Source organism: Pararcticibacter amylolyticus (genome assembly GCF_003130405.1).
GTDB lineage: Bacteria > Bacteroidota > Bacteroidia > Sphingobacteriales > Sphingobacteriaceae > Arcticibacter > Arcticibacter amylolyticus.
Window position 1 is genome coordinate 1 of record NZ_QEAS01000036.1, and the last position, 21105, is coordinate 21105.

Annotated in this window: 19 protein-coding genes; 3 read left to right on the forward strand and 16 right to left on the reverse strand. The window is 40.3% G+C overall.

Going from position 1 to position 21105, the window contains the following annotated elements; all coding sequences use genetic code 11:
* Positions 1-302, reverse strand: a 302-nt coding sequence (locus tag DDR33_RS24110; RefSeq protein ID WP_146198846.1) for a 3-coathanger stack domain-containing protein, incomplete at its 3' end; no start/stop codon positions are given.
* A gap of 16 nt (positions 303-318) precedes the next feature.
* Positions 319-3618 carry a hypothetical protein gene (locus DDR33_RS24115; protein WP_109418368.1) on the reverse strand — a complete coding sequence of 1100 codons (3300 nt, stop codon included), beginning with the start codon at positions 3616-3618 and terminating at the stop codon, positions 319-321.
* Positions 3619-3856: 238 nt separating this feature from the next.
* Between DDR33_RS24115 and DDR33_RS26900 the strand changes: the two genes are divergently transcribed.
* From DDR33_RS26900 to DDR33_RS24125, 3 genes are all read left to right on the forward strand, one after another.
* The gene (locus DDR33_RS26900; RefSeq protein ID WP_262509951.1) at positions 3857-3991 is read left to right on the forward strand and encodes a hypothetical protein; all 135 of its coding nucleotides are present in this window, start codon (positions 3857-3859) and stop codon (positions 3989-3991) included.
* A gap of 395 nt (positions 3992-4386) precedes the next feature.
* The gene (locus DDR33_RS24120) at positions 4387-5223 is read left to right on the forward strand and encodes a hypothetical protein (protein WP_109418369.1); all 837 of its coding nucleotides are present in this window, start codon (positions 4387-4389) and stop codon (positions 5221-5223) included.
* A 401-nt stretch (positions 5224-5624) separates the two neighbouring features.
* Entirely contained in the window at positions 5625-6374 is a 750-nt protein-coding gene (locus tag DDR33_RS24125; protein ID WP_109418370.1) for a hypothetical protein, read from the forward strand.
* A 56-nt stretch (positions 6375-6430) separates the two neighbouring features.
* On the opposite strand, the gene DDR33_RS24130 is transcribed toward DDR33_RS24125, so the two are convergent.
* The 14 genes from DDR33_RS24130 to DDR33_RS24200 form a co-directional block, all read right to left on the reverse strand.
* Positions 6431-6808 (reverse strand): hypothetical protein, encoded by a 378-nt coding sequence (locus tag DDR33_RS24130; RefSeq protein WP_109418371.1) that lies wholly within the window; start codon positions 6806-6808, stop codon positions 6431-6433.
* A 184-nt stretch (positions 6809-6992) separates the two neighbouring features.
* Positions 6993-7439, reverse strand: a complete 447-nt coding sequence (locus DDR33_RS24135) for a hypothetical protein (RefSeq protein WP_109418372.1) — start codon at positions 7437-7439, stop codon at positions 6993-6995.
* Between the two features lie 57 nt (positions 7440-7496).
* Positions 7497-8465, reverse strand: a complete 969-nt coding sequence (locus tag DDR33_RS24140) for a hypothetical protein (RefSeq protein WP_109418373.1) — start codon at positions 8463-8465, stop codon at positions 7497-7499.
* Positions 8466-9413, reverse strand: coding sequence for a ribonuclease H2 subunit B (locus tag DDR33_RS24145; RefSeq protein ID WP_109418374.1), 948 nt, complete (start codon positions 9411-9413; stop codon positions 8466-8468). It lies immediately after the preceding gene.
* Positions 9414-9513: 100 nt separating this feature from the next.
* The gene (locus tag DDR33_RS24150; RefSeq protein ID WP_109418375.1) at positions 9514-9978 is read right to left on the reverse strand and encodes a hypothetical protein; all 465 of its coding nucleotides are present in this window, start codon (positions 9976-9978) and stop codon (positions 9514-9516) included.
* Entirely contained in the window at positions 9956-10591 is a 636-nt protein-coding gene (locus DDR33_RS24155) for a hypothetical protein (RefSeq protein WP_109418376.1), read from the reverse strand. Before DDR33_RS24155 ends, DDR33_RS24150 begins: the two co-directional genes overlap by 23 nt.
* Before the next feature lie 15 nt (positions 10592-10606).
* Positions 10607-11563, reverse strand: a complete 957-nt coding sequence (locus DDR33_RS24160) for a hypothetical protein (protein ID WP_109418377.1) — start codon at positions 11561-11563, stop codon at positions 10607-10609.
* A gap of 52 nt (positions 11564-11615) precedes the next feature.
* The gene (locus DDR33_RS24165) at positions 11616-12590 is read right to left on the reverse strand and encodes a hypothetical protein (RefSeq protein ID WP_109418378.1); all 975 of its coding nucleotides are present in this window, start codon (positions 12588-12590) and stop codon (positions 11616-11618) included.
* Between the two features lie 86 nt (positions 12591-12676).
* On the reverse strand, positions 12677-13366 hold the full coding sequence (locus DDR33_RS24170; protein WP_109418379.1) for a hypothetical protein: 690 nt from the start codon (positions 13364-13366) through the stop codon (positions 12677-12679).
* Between the two features lie 101 nt (positions 13367-13467).
* Positions 13468-17010 (reverse strand): hypothetical protein, encoded by a 3543-nt coding sequence (locus DDR33_RS24175; protein ID WP_146198847.1) that lies wholly within the window; start codon positions 17008-17010, stop codon positions 13468-13470.
* A gap of 1213 nt (positions 17011-18223) precedes the next feature.
* Complete coding sequence (locus tag DDR33_RS24185) at positions 18224-18775, reverse strand: toxin-antitoxin system YwqK family antitoxin (RefSeq protein ID WP_109418382.1); 552 nt, start codon at positions 18773-18775, stop codon at positions 18224-18226.
* Positions 18776-18778: 3 nt separating this feature from the next.
* Positions 18779-19645, reverse strand: coding sequence for an RHS repeat domain-containing protein (locus tag DDR33_RS26915; protein WP_317047473.1), 867 nt, complete (start codon positions 19643-19645; stop codon positions 18779-18781).
* Between the two features lie 162 nt (positions 19646-19807).
* On the reverse strand, positions 19808-20359 hold the full coding sequence (locus DDR33_RS25640) for a hypothetical protein (RefSeq protein WP_146198848.1): 552 nt from the start codon (positions 20357-20359) through the stop codon (positions 19808-19810).
* Positions 20319-21105 (reverse strand): RHS repeat-associated core domain-containing protein (locus DDR33_RS24200; protein WP_109418385.1); only part of this gene is annotated, 787 nt, incomplete at its 5' end. The genes DDR33_RS25640 and DDR33_RS24200, both read right to left, overlap by 41 nt.

Genomic DNA, 21105 nt, shown 5'->3' on the forward strand with positions numbered 1-21105 from the left:
TTTTTGGCGGACAGGTCGGTGCCGGCGGCAAAGGGCTCGCGGGGGGTATAGGTGAGGATGTAGTTCTGATCGGTGCTTAATGCGGCGGCAAGGGGGATACAGGGGGCGGCGGTGGCGGCTACGATATAGGCGTGGAAGCTGGACCCGGTGGGGACGTAAAAGCCGGGCAAAAGGGTGATGCTCCGCGTGGCGGTTATTACCGGACGGCTGCTGCTGTAGCTGCTCAGGGTGGTGTCCTGGCTGAATACGGATAATGTATTAAACATCATCAACATCCATAATACATGTTTTAACGAATTCATTGATGAAGGATTTAGATTACTGTTTATAATGATATTTGTATTCTTTTACTATCTTTCCTTGCTGGTCCCGTATTCGCCATAGCCGTTGAAACCCGTCATAGTCATAATAAGTGGTTTGCCCTTTATTATCCGTTTGACTTGTCATTCCAACTAATGGATCATAGGTATAGGTCGTAAGGAAAGCGCCTTGAGGAAGCAGACTACGTAACCGGGAGAAAAACACTGTCAATTCTGCAATTCCAGGGTTTAACTTCTCCCTCCAGCTTAGTATATCTGATGTACCAATAAGCGACTTCAACACATCGTATTCTATATTTTCGATCTTGGCAATGGGGCAGGTCCCTGAATATCCCCACACATAACATGTTTTGGGCCCTGATGGCCTGGCAACCTCAAGCAACTTTCCCCTGTCATCATATTTAAGAAAATTAACTTTCACCTCAGTGGAACTACCCCTTACAGACTCCTCCGCATAATCCGGAACGATACAGTTGCCTTCTTTCTTAAAGCCGGTTGCTTTGCGCATAACTTCAACTCCATCCACGCTTGTTGCGGATTCTATTAACTGATCGTTAATATAGGCATCCCGCAGCGCTTGAGTTCCATATTCATTACCGGTAAAATCCTGTGGAAACTTGCTGATAGTTTTTACTGTTGTTCCATCACTTGTCCAGTGTACCTGTCTGGTAGCAAGTAAATGTTTAGGATTATCATAATATAAGCTATCTTCTGTTACTACCGGGTTTAAAGACGATCCGGAATAGTCTATTTCCGTACTTTTAGTGAGCCGGTATGCGCCAAAACTGATTTGATATCCCATACTGGTAAAATCATTTATGGATGCCTGGTTTCCACCGCTTGTACAATTATCAGGGTAGAAAACATCCCGATATACGTTCCTTGCCCATTCCGATGAATTGTTAAAAAAAGAATACCTGTTAGACTTTTCTTTAAGCAGGATAAAGCTTTGGCTGTTCTTATCGAAAGAATAAATTTTTTCGGATGGCTTAACATTAATGCTGATAATATTGTCTATATACTCCCTCCCCCCCGGAACCGTTGGATTATATATACTATTACTATGAACGTTCGGGGCAAATGGAGCACTATATTCTACTTTACCATTAATTTCGTCGTTTTTTCCATATTCTTCTTTGACGACAGCGGAATATATAATTTCAGCTCCCTGCGTGGTTATCTGTGGCACATGACCTTCACCAGTATATACTATACTCGTTTTTCTGTCCCATAAACATTGACAATGGGAGCCTCCTGCCGCCAGACAACCGGCGTTTACCAATACTTGCCTCCTATAATAATATGGCTTGTTAAAATCTTCATCAGATCTTAGATGAAAGCCTATTCCATCCCCCTCATTACTTTTATAGGAATACTTTTCTCTTTTAACGACGTTTGACTGTGAGTCATAATTAATAATTTCTTTTATCCTCAGGCCTCCTCCTAACTTAATAAGTGATTGTTGCGTTATTCGTGTCCCATATATAGATACACCTACATATGTAGTTAAAGACGGCTCATCCCTAACGGTTAATGTAACCCGGTAGCGATGCCCGGGAGTAAAATATGTACTTATAGATCCGGAAAGACTAGTTGAAAAATTCTCGGTATGACTTTTAGAAAAAAACAAAGAGCCAGAAGTCAGATCTGTCACTACAATTTGCTGCATATCTTCAACACTGAAAGGTCCCGGATCAGTATGCGGCGAAAAAAAATAGTCTATTGTCCCCAAATTCTGATACATGGCAGATGTCCACTCAAACTCATAGCTTTCAGAATAAGCAACTTTCTTAGATTTTGCAGTGACACTTTTAGTCGGAAAAATGTAATATTTTTCGTTCGCCGGAAACTGAGATTTGTATTTATTGGACTCGTATACAAAATTGGTAAACCCTCCTGTTGGGTAAATAACCCGCTTAAGAATACCAGCCTCAACATATCCGTCGGAGGCAGATCTGTCTGCCACACCGACCGGCGAGTTATTAAACCACTGAAATAACTCAGGGTTTGATGGGGGGACGTTTGGCAAAAAACCGTCATCCCTCCCATTATAAAATCCCCAAAAGTCTTGAGCAGTTGAAGATGTCGAAGGAAGCTTAACATTCTCGTTATATGCAAACTCGTATTTCTGTCCGTCTGTTCCAGGGATCGTACTTTCCCGCAGTAGAGAAGTCAGCTTCAGTCGATAATCGTACTGATTATAGGGCGATTGAGTACTGAAATACGAATACGAAAAATTGTACTTACAAAGTTTATTTGCGTTACCTGCATTATTAAAATTATAAACGATTATGCTATCAAGTCTAGGCCCCGGAAAATCCCGACGACCCGTTCGTGCATGAAATACTACTTTTCCTGTCCTGAATGAAATTTGAGATAAGATCGGCTCGGTAGTAGAGCAAAAGGAGCTCTGCTGAAATATCCCATCATCATAATATGTGCCGCCATTTTTACTCGAGTAAACATGTTCATATTTTTTAGTGACAGACCATTCAGGATTAACGTTAAAACCATCTTCCAGCCTCCAGCTTCCACCTGACTGATTATATTCAAATCGGACAGTATCTTTTCTGTTCGATGATATTATTTCTGTTAGGTACCATGCCTGAGCGTATCTTGACAAAGGCCGGGGTACCCCTATTGGAGACTCGGTATATGTGTATAGCTGAACACGCCCAAAGATATACTGATTGCCTTGCCCATCCATTACAAAGAAATCATTTTGACTTGTTGAGTGATAATTTCTCCATTCTATCTTTTTCTGATCGTAAGGAACCGCTTCGAAAGCATGTTTTGATTTTCTATAAATAAACCGACCTGACTGCCCATTCATGTTGTAACTAAAAAAATCAGGAGCGGGATCCTTAAAAAGATCTGCATATCCCCTGAGAAAATCATAGCTAGTAGGGCTAATGAAGTCATCATAGGTAGTCGGGTCGTCAATCCATCCCTCAGACTGAGTATTATCGGGCAATCCACGCACGGTTCTGGAAATTACTCCGCCGGCATTTAAAGACCATCCCAGGCCTACCCAGGTAGCGAGCTGGCTCACTTTAATCCCGGATGCAAAATAACTTAATGAAATCGGCACCTTTATATCCCCTATTTCCACCGTATAAAGCGGAATACTAATATCTGGTCTTCCGGTCAATGCACTCACATTATACTCGCCATACTTATTCAGCTCGGCAACATTTGGAGTCAGAGGAACTACCTGCGGTAGATACGATTGAGAATGAACAAGTGAACAAATGCTTAGTAAGATAAAAAGCAAAACGGCTTTCCGGATAAAAAACATGGCTTCTGGTTTTATATTAATTTGAGGTGTTTCATCACCGCGCTAAATTAGGTTGCTCCACTGCGGTCAGATCGCAGTGAAAGTTTTTATTTGCGCCACAAAAATTAATCAATTGGCATTGACAAAAGTGATCCTCAATTCGATTCATAAACCAGTCGAGGCTCAAACTCCGAATCCAGATTAAAGATTCAAAATCAATACTACACGGCAAAAATGACCTTCAATAGAAAACAAAACAATGAAACACAAAAAATCACCTTCAAAACTACTACTAATATTAATACTAGGCCTGAGCTATATCCCCTATGGCAAAAGTCAGGAACACCTCGGGCGTCTTACCATTAGTAGTGTACAGGACGATGGTAGCAGTTAACTACAGGTTGCTAATAAGGTTAGAATAGAAGGGGCTGAGTGCGGCGCAATATTTGGTGAGCCATTTATTCCTGACGGCACGATCATAAGGTGGGTATTCAGAAGAAGAAAGAATTAACTGCATACAAATTCCAAATCGTCATTCTCAAACCTTATCTCTATGTCAGGGGGATGGTTGTTCAGGCATCTTTGAGGTTTACCAAAATTGGCTGGTAATTCTCCATTGAGCTTGCCCCCCAATGACAGAACATGAAAAACATCTGACTGGTAGTTTCCGTTTGACTAAGAAGATATGCGGGCTCATCCTCTACATCTTTCACTGCATTAAAACAAATACCTACACTGCGATCTGGCCGCAGTGCAACATGAGAAATTAGCTGACTAAATTTATGTCATATGAAATTTTCTTATTTAATTCTAGTGGGTAGCTTTCTTACGGGTGCAAATTCGTTCGCCCAGACAAATACATTTCCAAGTACAGGTAAGGTCGGTATAGGAGTCTTAAACCCGCAAACGGAACTGGAAGTTAATGGACTCACTAAAAGTAAAGAACTATTGATTGATAACAATCCCGGTTCTGACACAAAACCTGATCTTACAAGTGTTAAGTTAATCACAAGGAATGGCGAGTGGGCTCTTTATACAGCACCACCTGCCGGCGGCTGGGGAGTAAGACCAAATGCCTTCGAAGTTTGGGAATATCCGGGGAACGGTGGAGAACAATGCTGCCGCCAAAGGTTTGTGATTGATAAATCAGCGGACGTCTCCGACTTTAAATCTGTGGTAATCGACCGAAAAGGAGGTCTTGCCCTAGGCGGTTACTGGGACGCGGGGAACAACAAGTTGTCAGTAGATGGGAATGTCGGTATCGGCACGACAGACAGTAAGGGATACAAGCTGGCTGTCAATGGAGACATCCGGGCTAAAGAAGTAAAAGTTGAAGCTGCAAACTGGCCTGACTACGTGTTTGCATCGACGTATAAGATTCCGGAACTACAAGTGGTAGAAGACTTTATTCAGAAGAATCAGCACCTACCGGGAATCCCTTCCGCTTCTGAAATTAAAGATAATGGAGTCAATCTCGGCCAAATAAACACTGCTTTACTAAAGAAAGTGGAGGAGCTGACGCTTTATATCATTGAGCAGAATAAAAAGCTGGAAGGTGTAATACAACAGAACGCTCAGCATCAGGAAAAACTAAAGAAACTGGAGGAACTGCTAAAGGTTAAATAGAAATTGCGGAAGCAGCAGGATAAAACAAATCCCTCTACTGCTGAAATGAATAGCAGCGGCAGAGGAATTGGATTGCCTCTCAATGTTGCTTACACCGTTCTTCCAGCTCTGATAAGTTAAACGTTACGAAACCAGCATTCTAATACGCCGAAGCATTAAATCAGCATAATATATTTGATATTAGATCTCTGTATTTTCTGTTAATTTTTTCTGAAGATAATCTAAAAAGCTCCACTGCGGTCAGATCGCAGTGAAAGTTTTTATTTTGCGCCACAAAAATTAATCAATTGGCATTGACAAAAGTGATTCTCAATTCGATTCATAAGCCAGCCCGGGCTCAAACTCCGAACCTATATCGATAAGATTCACAATTCCACAAAGAACCAACTCCCAACAAAACAATGAAATACAAAAAATCACCTTCAAAACTACTACTAATATTAATACTAAGCCTGAGCTATATCCCCTATGGCAAAAGTCAGGAACACCTCGAGCGTCTTACAATTGGCAGTGTACAGGACGATGGTAACAGTTCATTACAGGTCGCTAATAGTGTTAGAATAGAAGGGACTGAATCCGGCGTAATGTTTGGTGAGCCATTTATTCCTGACGGCACTATCAAAAGATGGGTATTTCAAAGAAGAAATGATAACTTTTTTGGAGGGGGGAACAACGCATTTTCCATCTGGGCTGATAAATCCGGAGGATACTTTTGCCCTCTCGTATTCAGCAATAACGGAGATTTATTTCTGAATCCGGGAGTCAATGCAGTTAAAGGCAACGTAGGAATAGGCACCATTCATCCAACAGCCAAGCTTACTGTGGCGGGGGCTATCCACTCAACCGAAATAAAGGTATCCGTGGACGCAGGTGCTGACTACGTTTTCCACAACGAATACAAATTACCCGCCCTTGGTCAGGTAGAATCCTTCATTAAAACCCATCAACACCTTCCCGGAATTGCTCCTGCAGGAGAAATGGAGAAAGATGGCATCAATCTCAGCGAAATGAACATGAAATTGCTCAAGAAGATCGAGGAATTGACTTTGTACCTGATTGAACAAAACAGAGAAATGCAAGAATACAAGAAATCGTTAAATGAACTGCAAAAGAGTATTGAACTATTAAAAACACAGCAAAAAAACAATTAACTCCCTTATTCCTCGGACAGGGGGGGGCCATCCTGGCCCCCCCCTGTCCGAGGGCTCTATTTACCGGCCTTAACGGTATTCTCCATTAAACTATTAATCAGGAGTTCCTGCTTCTCCAGTTTCTTATTCTGCTCAATAAGATAAAGAGTGAGTTCTTCGATCTTTCTCAAAAGTACAATATTCATCTCCCCCAGATTAAGCCCCTCCTTTTGCATTTGGGCAGCGGGTGCTATTTCAGGCAAATGACGGTTCGTTTTGACGAACTCCTCAACCTGGCTTAACGACTTCAATCCATAATCTTCATTAAAAACGTAATCGGCACCAGCGTCAACTGAAACTTTCACCTCCCTGGAATGAATATTACCTGCAACAGTAAGCTTAGCTGTTGGATTTGTTGTACCTATACCAACATCTCCGTCAGCTGAAATTCGCAATTTTTCAGTGTTATCTCCGGTATTAAAAGCAAGAAATCCTCCAATCTTACCTTCTCCTCTGTAAAAATTTACAGAACTGTTCTTCTGTCCATAAAACGCATGCTCTATAGCAAAGCTTTTGGTATCATTTAAAACACCTTGTGTCGAATATCCCCGGACTCCCAGAAACGTACCTTCTCCCTCACTATCCCCCTTCGCTCAGCCGTCCAAAGACAGTTCCTAAAACACCACCTCCAATGGTCGATCCTACATCAAGCATAGCCCTTGGGGTCGTTGCTTCAATACCCAGACGTCCTTCTTTTGTCAGAACCATTGAGTATTGCTCTTTTCCACTCTGTCCTGCAGGTCTTGTTAACCATTGAAACAACGGAAGATCTTCTCGTGAGTCAATGCGAAACGCACCTCCTATATATGCATAGTTGACATTGGGTTCTCTAAAATTCACACTCATATTCAACACCGGAGAGTAAGTACCACTTAATTCAGTCATAAGTCCCATCGGAATAGATGAATTCACAATACCGATATTTCCATTGACATCCAATTTGTTGACGGGATTTGACGTGCCAATTCCAACATTCCCAACTGATGGAAATGAATTGCTCTGGCCACTTGCGTGAAGTGAGGCCAACGCGAAAAAACATGTGTAAAAAAAGGTCTTCATCTGAGTTTTTAAGTTATTTATTACTTAGTTTTTCTTGATATATATCTGTAATTGCTCTACTTGTTCCCGGAGCCGGATTATTTGTCCATTTTGATCTTTCAATTCCTTGTCTTTTTCTATGAGATAAAGTGTAAGTTCCTCAATCTTCTTTAGCAACAATACATTCATTTCACCCAACTCAACTCCCTGCTTATTTACTTCCCGGGCAGATGGCACCTCTGGGAGATGATTGTTTGCTTCAATATAAGCTTCGAGCTGAGAAAGACTTGGCCTTACATATTCCTGTGCAAATACGTAGTCAGGCCAGTTAGCAGCTTCTACTTTAATTTCCTGAGCCCTAATCTTCCCATTCACTGAAAGCTTTTCCCTGGGAGTCATCGTGCCCACTCCCATATTCCCATGCTCCGTAATGATTACTTGTGGGTTAGAATACACTTGCCCGGCTGTTACAGGCCCGGGATCCGAGGTATGAAAAATAATGCTCCCCTGGTATTGTTGGCTATTCCCTGGAATCAAAATGCCTGCTCCGCTCATAGAGTCGTGAGTTTTAGAGATTTTGAGTGTTGTATATGGATTAGAAGAAATATACAAATTAGAACCCAATAACAAGGAGGCATGGTTATCTATCCCAAGGGTCATATAATTGATGGGACCGCTGTACGTCTCCTGATTAAAACCAAAAGAAGCGTTTCCGCTTTTCAGAAATCCATTTACAATTTCAAGCTTTTCAGATGGCTCGAAAGTTCCGAGACCAATGTTTCCATTGTTTTTAGCCCATATGTAGTTGCCAAGCCGGATGCCTCCGGAAAAATCTCCCCCATAGTTGAGGCTTAATTGGTTATCAACATCATGAACCAGTGCCCTACCACCACTTCCTCTTAATGGATACCTAAAAATCACGTCAGCACCACCGTTAAAATAAAACTCATTTGTTTGACTGTTAGCACCCAAAGAGAAAGCTAACAGACTAGCAAGTAACAAGATCCTTTTCATTTATTTATTTTTTAAAGCGTCTACCTCTTTTCTTAATTCGATCACATATAATGTCAGCTCTTCTATCTTTTTCAGCAGCTTAGCATTCATTTCACCCAACTCAATTCCCTGCTTATTTATTTCTTCAGCAGCAGGGATCTCCGGCAAGTGCCGATTTTTCTGAATATAATTTTCAACCTCCTGTAAAGCAGGAAGCTTATGCTCAGGAGTAAAAACATAATCAGGCCAACTCCCCTTCAATTGTACTTTTACTGATTCAGCAATTACAGCTCCTCCGACTGCGAGCATATACCCCTTTGTATCACTTGTTCCAATTCCTACCGTTCCGTCATTCCTGATCCTCATCCTTTCAGCCAGATTCTCCTGAGTTATTCCATTAGAAGTCTGAAAGACCAGGTCCACACCCTGAACATAGGCCCTTCCCGGCTGGTAGTTATTTATCCGTTCCGCTCTTATCCTCGCTCCTACCTGGTTAGGTACCACGTCCCGCCATGTAAGAAAATCAATATTATAACCGCCTGGAGAAGCACCAACTGGTACATCCAGGTTATAACCAGCGTTTCCGTTCCCGATACGGATGGTCGCACCCTGCGAATTAGGATTCTCAACGATAACACGTCTCCAATCCTGCCAACCCTCTGTCCATCCCGATCTTACAAACACATCATTTTCATCACCAAAGGCAAGCTCATGAGCTTTTCCTCCACTATTATCCCCCCAGCCTCTAAAACCCAGAACCGTATAATAACCTGAGCCCCCTGCCGGAACTCCAAGGGAATGAAGGGTTTTAAACTGCGGCCTGAATTTGAAGTTATAATCTGAGGGAGTACTGATGACATCGCGGGTATCCTCAATAGCAATAGAGTTTTGAGCAAAAGAGGTATTGGCCATAACGACAATAGGTATCGCTAAAAACAGGCGGCGAATAAGCGGCTTTGTATTTATCATGACTATGATTTTTACTTTTCGCAGCCAATGTACAATACTACACTGCAGCCAAACCGCAGTGTAGTATTTCTCCGCATTCTTTTTACCTCCGCTACGATTCTTATTCGCCTTTGACGATCTTTTCCAGTTCAATATTCTTCAACTGAAGCCCTTCCACTTTCTTATTGATTTCTATAATGTAAAGAGTTAGTTCCTCAATCTTTTTAAGGAGTTTAGCATTCATCTCACTCAGATTTACCCCCTCTTTTTCGATCTCTTTAGCTGATGGGATTTCCGGAAGATGCTTGTTTGAAGAGATAAAAGTTTCCAATTCCCTAAGAGATAATTTGACATGCGCAGAACTAAACACATAATCCGGCCAATTCGTATTTTCTACTTTTATCTCTCTGGCGCGTATATTTCCATTGACAGACAGCTTATCAGATGGATTTGTTATACCTATGCCAACATTTCCATTTGAAACAATCCGTATCCTTTCAACACCTGAAGTACCGATACTGATATTTTGCCTCATATCTTCTACTGTTGAATACCCGGTAAGATCAATAAATGATTGTATTTGCATTTGTCCCGGCACCAGCGCTAATCCGCAAAAAACCATCATCGGCTAAAGGTCCGTTAGAGCTATATCCCCTAATCTCTGCAAAACCGGTACCCGGCTCTATGATAGGACGATTATCTCTATTTGTGATATTAGAATTAAACATCAAGCCACCCATTATATCCAATCTTGCATTGGGTTTACTGGTGCCAAGCCCAACAAAGCCATTGCTTTTTATTCTCATTTTTTCGGATAAATCAAACTCGCCAAAACCAAAAGAAGTATAAAACACTAAATCCATGGATTGAACTAATGCATTATTAGGCTCATAATTATTACTTCTCTCTGCTCTTATTCTTGCTCCTGTTTGTACTGGCTGAACATCTCTCCATGTATAAAAATCAATATTATATCCCCCTGTAACACCTCCTACCGGGACATTGATATTACCAGGAGAATAAGGTTCTCCTATTCTTATGGAAGCTTCCCCTGTCAAGTTCCCGGGTATATGCAGTTTGGGAACCTTAATTTCATTTGTCGTTACAGCACCTCTGTCGGTGACTGACTGTAGTGTTTCCTGAGAAAATAACTCAAAACAAGAAGACAAACACATAAGCAATATAATAGGCTTTTTCATAAAAAACGGTTTAACTTACTTAGCTACTGATGAATTGCTGTTAATCAAGCGTTCCAGTTGTTCTATTCGCGTGGTTAAATTAGAAGTTTCTTTTTTTTGTGCTTTCTCAGATTTTCTTAGCTCCTGGATTTCCTTTTCCTTTTCAATCAGATATAACGTCAGCTCCTCAACTTTCTTCAAAAGCTTAATATTCATTTCTCCCAGGTTGAGCCCATCTTTCTGCATTTCCGCAGCCGATGCTATTTCCGGCAAATGGCGGTTAGTCTTCACAAACGCCTCTATATGACTTAATGGTTTTAACCCGTAATCGTCATTGAAAACATAGTCAGCACCTGCATCCACAGACACTTTCACTTCCCGCGATTCTATATTTCCGGCAACTGTAAGTTTAGCGCTCGGATTCGCGGTTCCAATCCCAACATTGCCCCCTTCATTTACAGTTAATCGCTCTATACCAAATTCATTGCCATACACTCCATCGCCAGTATTTTCCGAAATGCTGAACCGCCTGGAATTATAATTACCTCCTATTGACCATTGCTTCGACTTATTCCGATAGCTAAATAAAAGCCTCGGATCATCCCCATCCGGACTATCCGTCGCAAGTGTTAATACATTTCCCCATGACTGGCCTCCATTAAGATGGAACGTAGCGGCGGCGCCATTGCCAGTAGGAGGAGCAACATCCAGCATTCCGTTCGAATGAATCATCACCCTGGGTACTCCCCAGGTAAAGAACTTCAGGCCACCATAGGATGAAAAATACGCTGTAGGTCCGCTAGCGTCCCATGAATCACTGTACCAACCAATAGAATAATGTCCGACAGGATGAGAATCATACGTAAAAGCATCATAAGTTGCCCAGCAGCCTATTGCAGCCTTATTGGGTTCAAGTGTTGGTAAATTCTGAGCACCTGCCCTGAAGACCAAGAAGAAGAAAAAAACAACAGACAATAATTTTCCTGTTTTCATGCTTAAGTTAGTTCCGTTTACTAAAAAACAATGTTATTCGAAATGCCCCGGATCATTTCCGAAGCTTTCTCAGAGCCCGAATTGCATCTTGTAACTGCTCATCACGGCTAACCAGTTTTCGGATAAGCTTATCCTGCTCTGTATTCTTTTTATCCTGTTCGATAATATATAGCGTCAACTCCTCAATCTTTTTGAGAAGCTTAATGTTCATTTCAGACAAATTGACTCCCTCTGCCTCCATTTTTTGTGCAGATGCAATATCAGGAAGGTGCTGATTCTTCTTTACATAATCTTCGACCTCTGAAAGTGAGGGTAGGGAGTAATGATCATTGAAAACATAGTCAGCACCTGCATCCACAGACACTTTCACTTCCCGCGATTCTATATTTCCGGCAACTGTAAGTTTAGCGCTCGGATTCGCGGTTCCAATCCCAACATTGCCGACTGCATCTGTCATCAGAACTGTAGTTATATTAATGGGAACTTCCGCAAGTTGAGGAGGATTAGAGCTAACTGTTATATCAACCAACCTTAAAGCCGATTGGTTACCAGATAAGAGACAAGATTTGACAGCAAAAGATGTATACTCCCTGGTCACTAAATAAAAGTCCAGCTTAGTATTTCCATTCTTATATGCCTTTAAGGTAAATCTTTCTCCCGTACCACTTCCCAGGGTATTCTGATTCACCACCAACCCGTTTCTGTTTGCTATAAAATAGGTTGTTTCGCCATTTGCATCCGACTCCCAAGCGCCACCAAATACATCTACTTTTAACTTTTCAAAATTGCTGCTATCAAAGGATTCATACGAAAGTGAACCAACATACACATATTGTGGCGTAGGACCACTTATCACATCACGCGAATATTGTGCTTTTAGAAGGACTGGAACAAGAAGCGTTAAAAAAAGAAGCAACGCATCTTTAATCTTTATTCCTGACAAGTGAGATATCGAGTCTTTCTTATACACTTCTTTGGAAGAGAGCCTCCCAAACCAATAAACCGTGATATTCGCGATACTAATCATAATCTGGTGATATTATTTCAGGGTGGAAAATTAAATCACCTCACTGCGGTGTGACAGCAGTATTGAATTTTCTGCAAAAAACTATTTCATTGACGCTCTTTCTCAAGCTTGCTTAACCGACTGGTAAGATCGTTGATTTCTTGCTCTTTATTCTGCATTTTATTATCCATTTCAATGAGATGTAATGTCAATTCCTCAACCTTTTTGAGCAGTAAGGCATTCATTGCTCCCACGCTGATACCATCCTGTTCGATCTCAGAAGCGGTAGGAACTTCCGGGAGATGTCCATTCTTTTTAATATAAAGACCAGTCTCCCTGAGCGACGGCAGCTCATACGTTTTTAAGAATACATAATCAGGCCAGTTAGTACTTTCTACTTTGATCTCCTGCGCACGGATCTTACCGTTAACCGATAATTGTTCCCTTGGATTGGAAGTATTGATTCCCACGAAACCGGAGCTCTTTAAAACAAGAAAGTCTGCAAACGGATCATTCTGATTCATGAGGAATACATCTTCCTTTTTTACCGAGCCGTTAAATATGCCCATTGCATTAGCACTAAATCCTTTCTTGTAAACATTTCCTCCAATGCCGACCATCATGACATCATTTTGTTGAAAGCCCCATATCCCCGAAGCTGCATTAGACCGAAAACCCTGCCAGTAGCTACCAGGAGCCCCGGCATTCACATTCCCATTTATATCTTGATCCTGTGCCTTTAATACGCCGGCAGAAAGCAAAACGGAGATAGATAAAAGAAAAACAATAGTTTTCATTAAAATATAATTAATAGCTTAATTTTTTTTACTGAAGCAAAAGAACGCATAAACTTAAGTGAACTCAACCAAAGGATACTGCGGAACATCGAAGAACTAGTTTAAGGGTTGGGGTTCCTGCTAGGCGTTTGATAAACAGCATTAGCCTGTGGGACAAATATGGTAGCTGACCGATTGCTGTCTGTTGCCTTACCGGTAATTGAAAAACAAGGCGTCTGCTGGCCCGTATAGTTATAGCAATATTGTTTAATAATCCGGCCGTTATGGTCTTTAATAATCATTAGTCTTTGAAATGCGTCATATTCATAGTAGGTTGTTTCATCATTGGCATCAGTTCGGCTTGTTACGCCGATTAATGGATCATAAGTGAAAGTGGTCATTGCTCCGTCTTCAGGATAAATTCTAACCTCGTCTATATATTGATTTGCGCTTCCGATTGTAATTGAGCTAAACTCTCTCGGAATTACTATACTTTGCTTAACTAATTTCCAGGGAGAATCCGTATTTTGCTTAGACCAGTAAGATAAAATAAATTTGTTATCAGGGGAAGTATAAGGAGGAAGGGCAATCGAATAACTTCCAAAGTGAGATTTCCGACCGGTTTTAAAACATGCTTCATCAGTCCCAGTCTGGTCTTCTTCGAAACTTGTGTAAAAAGGGAGTGATGTTGGGTTTTTAAAAAGACCGTCCATCCTAACAGTTACTTCTTCAACATAAGGAGTCTGGGAAAGTCCATCAGAACTGACTTCAACAGAATAGGTTCCCGCCGGAAGAGTAATTTCACTTGCTACGGATAAAGAAGTTTTTTCGTAGGATACAAAATCAGTATAGGTGGTAACAAGATTATGAGCGGCATCATAAATATAAACTGTAAATGTTGATTCATGATCATCTCCTTTTTCATATTTCCTCGTGATAGTTGTTGTGACAGTCTTTGGGAAAGAGCATGTTCCTAATATGGGGTACCTTTGGCCTCTATTCATGAGATCCACGAAGAAGAAAATCCCATACCACTGCTCCCCGGGGCTACTATAGAAATATGCATTATCAATTTTAGCTATAGGCAAGGTCTTATTATAACCCCACAGATACGAGGTATTATGCTTTCCCTCTCTGGTCTCAGCAACTAGGTTTGAGTTTTCATCGTAAGAATAAGAGCTTTTTAAGTGCATACGATGATCCCGCATTTCCGAAAAAGTTTGAATTTGAAAAGGGGTGAATTCGCTCATCCTAATAGGGGTATTAACATCGAGCCCATATTGACCACTCAGGACTATCTGACTTTCATCATTATTAACGACATAAGTATTTAAAGCTGCATCCAGGACAAAGGACTCTCCGCTTATTTCCTTAGAAGTAATCACCTCGATAGGCTTAAGCATGTGACCGGACACCATTTTCGAGTAAACACTTCCAGGAACCTCATCAGACAGAACGTCCGCTGGATACCTATAAGATACGGAAATTGCTTGCTCCCTGCTATCAAAGACTCTTACATATCTCAATAATCGTTCCGTTGTATATGAATAGGTTTTAACAGTCGTAATGGGATCTTCACCATTCACGTTGTATACAACTTCTATTTCTTTTTCTGGCAAGAAGGCATTTGTATAAATTCTTGTTGCAGATCCTTCCCAGCTATCTCCTCCTTCCCATGGTTCTACCATCATTATGTAGGTTCTTACATTCTCGGCGGCTTTATTAAATCGCTGGTATTTAATTGTTTTTTCCTTAACTAAAGCACCTGCCTTCGAATAAGCACGCTCCCGTAGAGGGAATCCCCTCTCATGAGAATTGGAAGCATAATCATTCCAAATTTGCCTGATAGGATTACTGTAATTATTGAAACTAGTTAAACGAGGGTTGTCCATATACTCCCCCCCTATACCCGTATCAAAATTTGAAAACTGTGTTATTGAATATGATTCATCATTATTTATCTCTTTAACTTCCGAATAAGATATGTGACTGCCGGTGTTATTATCCGTTAAAGGCAGAGTTGATCCGAAAAAGAATAAATCGTGACGGATATATTTATAGGACGGATTTCCATACAAGATTCCGGATGACATACCATTCTCCAAAGTATATTGATAGGTTTTGCTTCCCACCACTTTGTTTTTATTGTCGTAATTGACGATACGTTTCACTCTAACTCCGCCCGCATATTGTGTTGGATCATTTGAAAGTGCAGACCTATCCTTTGAAACAGTTTTACTATAGTCGTTAGGTTCCCATAAGTATTCTGTTGAACCGCCTGTCGGGTAAACGATCTTTGAAAGCAACTCAGCGCGGCAGTAAGCTGTGTCCGCTTGCAGGGAATTAACAAAAGTAGAATAAGTTGAAGGATTTAGCTTTCTTGAAGTGAAATATCCCCAGTGATCTCTATGTTCACTTAGGTCTCCTGCTGGAAACCGTAATGTATTATAATGAAACTGATACTTAATTCCCAGATCCTCATTATTAGCCCCCTTATCTTCTACCGCCATGAGCTTGAAATATTTCGAATCGCCTTCCTCATACGTAAAATATATCCTTTTAGTGATCTTATTAGTTACCTTACTCACTATCTTAACTTCGTCAAGTTTCAATAACTCAGTAGTCTTATTAGAAGTAGTGAAATCAATAATATGAGCTTCTGTTTCTATCGATTTAAGATAAGAAGCCTCAATTATTTCCGTGCTATAATTTATCCCCGCATCTGGAGCCTGCGTGTCATACCATTGTTCGTAAAGGAGGATGTGGTGATGGAAATCCGGCCCCTTTTGGTAATTAAATTCTATCTTCTTTCCGTTTGGGGATATGATCTGTGCCAAATACCAGGTTTTTACACAACTTCTAGCACTGACAAGCCCTCCCCAGTTTACTTGGTAAGTATAAGCAAACTCTAAATATTCAGGGGAGCCACCAAAAACATACTTTATGCCTTCGGCACTAGTAAGAGTAATTCGTTTAAGATACTTTTTATTAGGCAATGAGGTTCCATCTATCAAAGTGACTCTCCGTGAATCAAAATCACTCCCGGATATCTCTATTTTCACATTCTCCTGGCTACGAACCTGCCATTTCCCATATGGATCCAAATAAAACGTACCGGAAAAATTTCCTACTGAAAATGAAAATTCATCAGGCGAGTAGTCTCTGATGGTTGTAAATCGTTTCCATCTGTCATCTTTCTTCACTAAATGTTGCATATCTAAGGCAGCACCTTCGATTCTTTCCTTTGTTGTCCAATCAGATGATGATAAATAATGATGGTAATAATAGCCTACATCGGTTACGTTACTGGAGATATATTTACGATCATCATCATAATTTTGATCGTCCGGTTTGTCATTAACTACCCTTGTTATCATTCCTCCTGCTGTTAAATTCCATCCAAAACCAACCCAACTGCTGTTATTATCTGGTTTCACCAGATTGGTATTATAAGCAAGCCTGACAGGAAGAGATATATCATTAAAGGTCATATCGTATAATGGAACTGTTATAGGAGGAACCCCTGTAAATGAACCTGCTGGAAATTGTGCAAAAACTCCCATTGCTGCAGCGTTTGGAGAAGGGAAGACAGGCTGGTTTACCAATTCTTGACAAAAACCAGAAACACTAACGATTAAAAAAACAAACAATAACGTCTTTTTCATATTTATCCAAATAGTACAATAAAAGATTACTTCTGCCGAAAAGTCCACATACTCTATTTTTCATCTAACAGAATGTAGATTATAAAGAATATTCAGACTTTCTCCTCTTTGATTTCACTTTGAATGAACAAATTAGGCCAACCTGTCTAGCTCTGGTAATCCTTCTTAGAATCCTAAAAGTCAGTATACTACCAACTTCCAATGCAAAACTTCATAATCAGTCTCTTTATTCCTTTATTTTCCGGGACTAAAATAGAGACCTTCACTGCGGTTAAAGCGCAGTGGTAATTTTTTTGAAATATTCTGACAGCCATAGAGGGTAATAAGATAAGGCCATTCCTACTATCAAAAGGATGTATGGAAGACTCTGTTCTTCTTTTCAAGTTCACCCCATAATTATCTGATACTATTCATCATAGTCGTTCGTAATAATTTAGTTTTAATTACCTGATCAGATGCTTAGTACAGTTCTTAAAATTCCAGTGTTATTAATATTTTTCTGGTCTTGAGTTTTGTATTGATTAGGACATAGAATCATGCACTGTAATAATACTGACATAAAATTTATTGCTTTTCTCCTGCCCGTTGCCATCTAGGGTCAGCAGGAACATCTGTTAAATAATATGGGTTTACGGCGGAAAATTAAAGTTTATCTTTTTATCCGCACTAAGGTCAAACTGTAAAACGGGGCTATCATAAAACTCATGCAAAGAACTATCAAGCCCAGTCTTCGAAAGAACCGACTCTGCCAACGGGTCCACCGCATTCCACCTTTCAATCATCAGATCATAGAATCTAACCCCGTAGCCCAGCAGGTCAAAGCCCTCCTACAACTCTAAAGGCAACTCGTTTTACGGGAACTTAAGCTGACTATTATCTTGTTTAAACCAAATGGATAGTAATCCTCCCGCTGCAGTGCCTCCAGCTACTGCCGTCCCGCTTCAAGTTCCCGTTCTCATCATAGTCATAACCCAGAGTCTTCCCGTCACGAATCACCGACAGTTTCGGATACTAAATATGAGAGAAATTATTTGCTAATCCTTAAAAATGGGAACAATGAAGAAATGCCAAATGCAATCAAAGCTAATGAAAGAATAAACAACTTGATTTTAATTCTAGTATCTTCCATCCAGAAGCCCTTTGATTCTCTAAAACTCAGTCCCATAAGAACTACTCCTATTAGAATTGAAAGAATGCCCACTATCATTTTGATTTAATATTTGTCTACATCAACTAACTTTCCATCTTCAGTATACTTTTTCCAAATACCTGTTTTAACCCCTTTCCGGTAAATAGAGATAGAACTTAATACTCCATTCTCATAATAAGTCTCCCATACACCATCTTTTTCACCATTTTTATACATGTCTTTTTGACTGACTTTGCCCGATTCGTGCCAAATCACACACTCTCCATCGGGGATCCCGGGTAACGAATAGGTCTCTACTGAATTTATCTTTCCATTTTCGAAAAACCTTTCGACCTTTCCGATAAATTTCCCTCTGTTGTATTCTGCTTGCACTTGCACTCTACCATTCGGGAACCATTGCAGATATTTTCCTTCCAGTGTATCTCTTTTATAAAAACTCTCCGACAGTTTATTCCCATTCTCGTGCCAACTATGCCATTTTCCTTCTTTTAGTCCGTTGATCACTCTACCCTCTTTGAATTTCTCTCCAGAAGAATAATATTCTATTCTCAGTTCTGAGTCGTTACATCTTGACAATATAGTAAACACAATAAATACAACTACCCCCATTCTCATATCTTACAATTTACCAGTTTGCAAATTTTTAGCGCCACTTAAGATTGTTATTCTTAGATTTTCAAAAAACTGATTCATTTGATTATATAAGATCTTGGCTCCGTTCACAGCATTTCCAACGTCCTCAGAAACAGTTCGTCCTCTAATATCTTCCCATGTTTTTGGAGCATCAACTATATCTTTAGCCCTAGCAAATGTCGACTCTCCGGCTGCATTACCTACTAGTGCATCTCTTAAGATACTGACCCAGCCATTTATGAGCTTGTGCTCTCCCGCTGTCTTCAAATCCGTTATGCCCTTAGTTGAAGAAAAATCCAATTTATCAGCTCTTGCCAGCATATCATTATATGCCCCCTCATCTTTACGCACGGCGTTTCCAAGATCCGAATAAGCATCGCAGAAGTCCCTTGCTGGTGTGTTTCCACCTGATTCGGCGACCCGTTTCTCTATATCCTTAGAAGTATCGTTAGTCTTTAGTATTACTTTATTCTTTTCGTCAACAAAGACATGGAACTTATCATCTGTTCGTTGAACGAGCTGTAGTTGCTTTGTCTCTCTGTTAAACTTCCAAATATCTGATGCTGCCATTCCGTCTGGATCAATGAAACGTAGGGGATTATCAAACCCATAATTATACGGAGACCACCTTCTCATTTTTTCTGCCAACGGATCCACCACATTCCACCTCCCAATCACCGGATCATAGAACCTCGCCCCGTAATCATACTGGTTCATCCCCAGCTCCGTCTGCAGCTCCTTCCCGTTGTACTTGTACCGGTTATCCGGGCTCGGTGTCATCCCGTTGTGGTTCATCTCCATCCCGAATGCATAGTAGTCTGATAACTGGATAATGCTCCCGTCCTGCTTCATCACTGCACGGGTATTGCCCAAGTGGTCCCTTAGCATATACTCATATGCTGTAGCTAAACAACCTCCTTCTTTTTCTTATTTCCTCATTTTATTTTGGACGGCTATGATTCTGTTTAAACCATAATTTTAACAGATGTATAAGCATAGACGTCCCTGATATGATCAATTAAAAAATCTGAAAGCACCTGTTTCGTCTTCCTGGTATAAAAACTTACAATATTTAGTTATCAATGTATATATCAAGTAATTTCTATCTCGAACAGACATTTTTTTAATCTGATTATCATTGAATTTTTTTAACAATGAGTGCATATCTTCATCAGAATATTTGTTCTCTTTGGGGTTTATTTTCATGTCGGCTGTTATCTGCGCCATAGATAAGCTATTTAATTTTATAGGTCTAGAACTTTCAATAGCCCTTTTTACTTCTCGCTTGCCGGACAGATGATCTTTCTTCTCAAACCATCTATAGTAATTAAGCAATTTATCGTATTGGATCACTACTGGAAATATATCCGACTGATCATCAACAAATATCACAATATAACAACTACTTTTAGAATCATCATGTATAATCCTATCAATTATAGACTGATCGCAACTGTAATGTCCTCTGTTTCTGCACTCTCCTAGTAAAGCAGAAACAAACAGCAACAATATGATTCCTCTTAAATTAATCTTTGAGGTCCTTTTCAGGTATCTTCTTACCGCCATATGTAGTCCTTTGTTTATCTCCAGTGGCTTTCCTAACTCTATTTTCTGTTTTCACAGCCTCCACCTCTATTCTACTAACTCCCGTTGATGTATCTCCTACTATTACATTTGATTCAATATCATCAGTCGCATGTTGTAGCTCATGAGCCAGTGCAACTCGTGGTTTTCTGGTTTCTCCCTTATTCTCAGGATCTTCAGATTGATAAGGATTATACTGTACCTTTGCACCATCGAGTTCTCCGTTTTCTTGATTATAAGAAGGTCTTTCAAAATTTTTCCCTTTCTTCTCTGAGTCAACCAGGTTATAAATGCCAACAAATTTAGACGAGTTTTTTTCCAACTTCTCAACCATTGATCTAATTTGAGAGTTATCACTTTTCAAATTATCCAAATCGCTTTTAACTTTTTGTATATAGGCATTATTTCTGGTATATCTACTTCCATCTGCGTTATATAACTTGCCTCCATCATATCTAACTTGATAGCTTACATTTCTTCCATTGACTGATGCAACATATCCTATCCATATGACTTTCCCATCTGGGTCAATATATTTAACAGGATCATTTGCTACATAAACATAAGGAGAAATTGGCAAATACTTCTCTGCCAACGGATCCACCACCATCCACCTTCCAATCACCGGATCATAGAACCTCGCCCCGTAATCATACTGGTTCATCCCCAGCTCCGTCTGCAGCTCCTTCCCGTTGTACTTATATTTATTATCCGGGCTCGGCGTCATC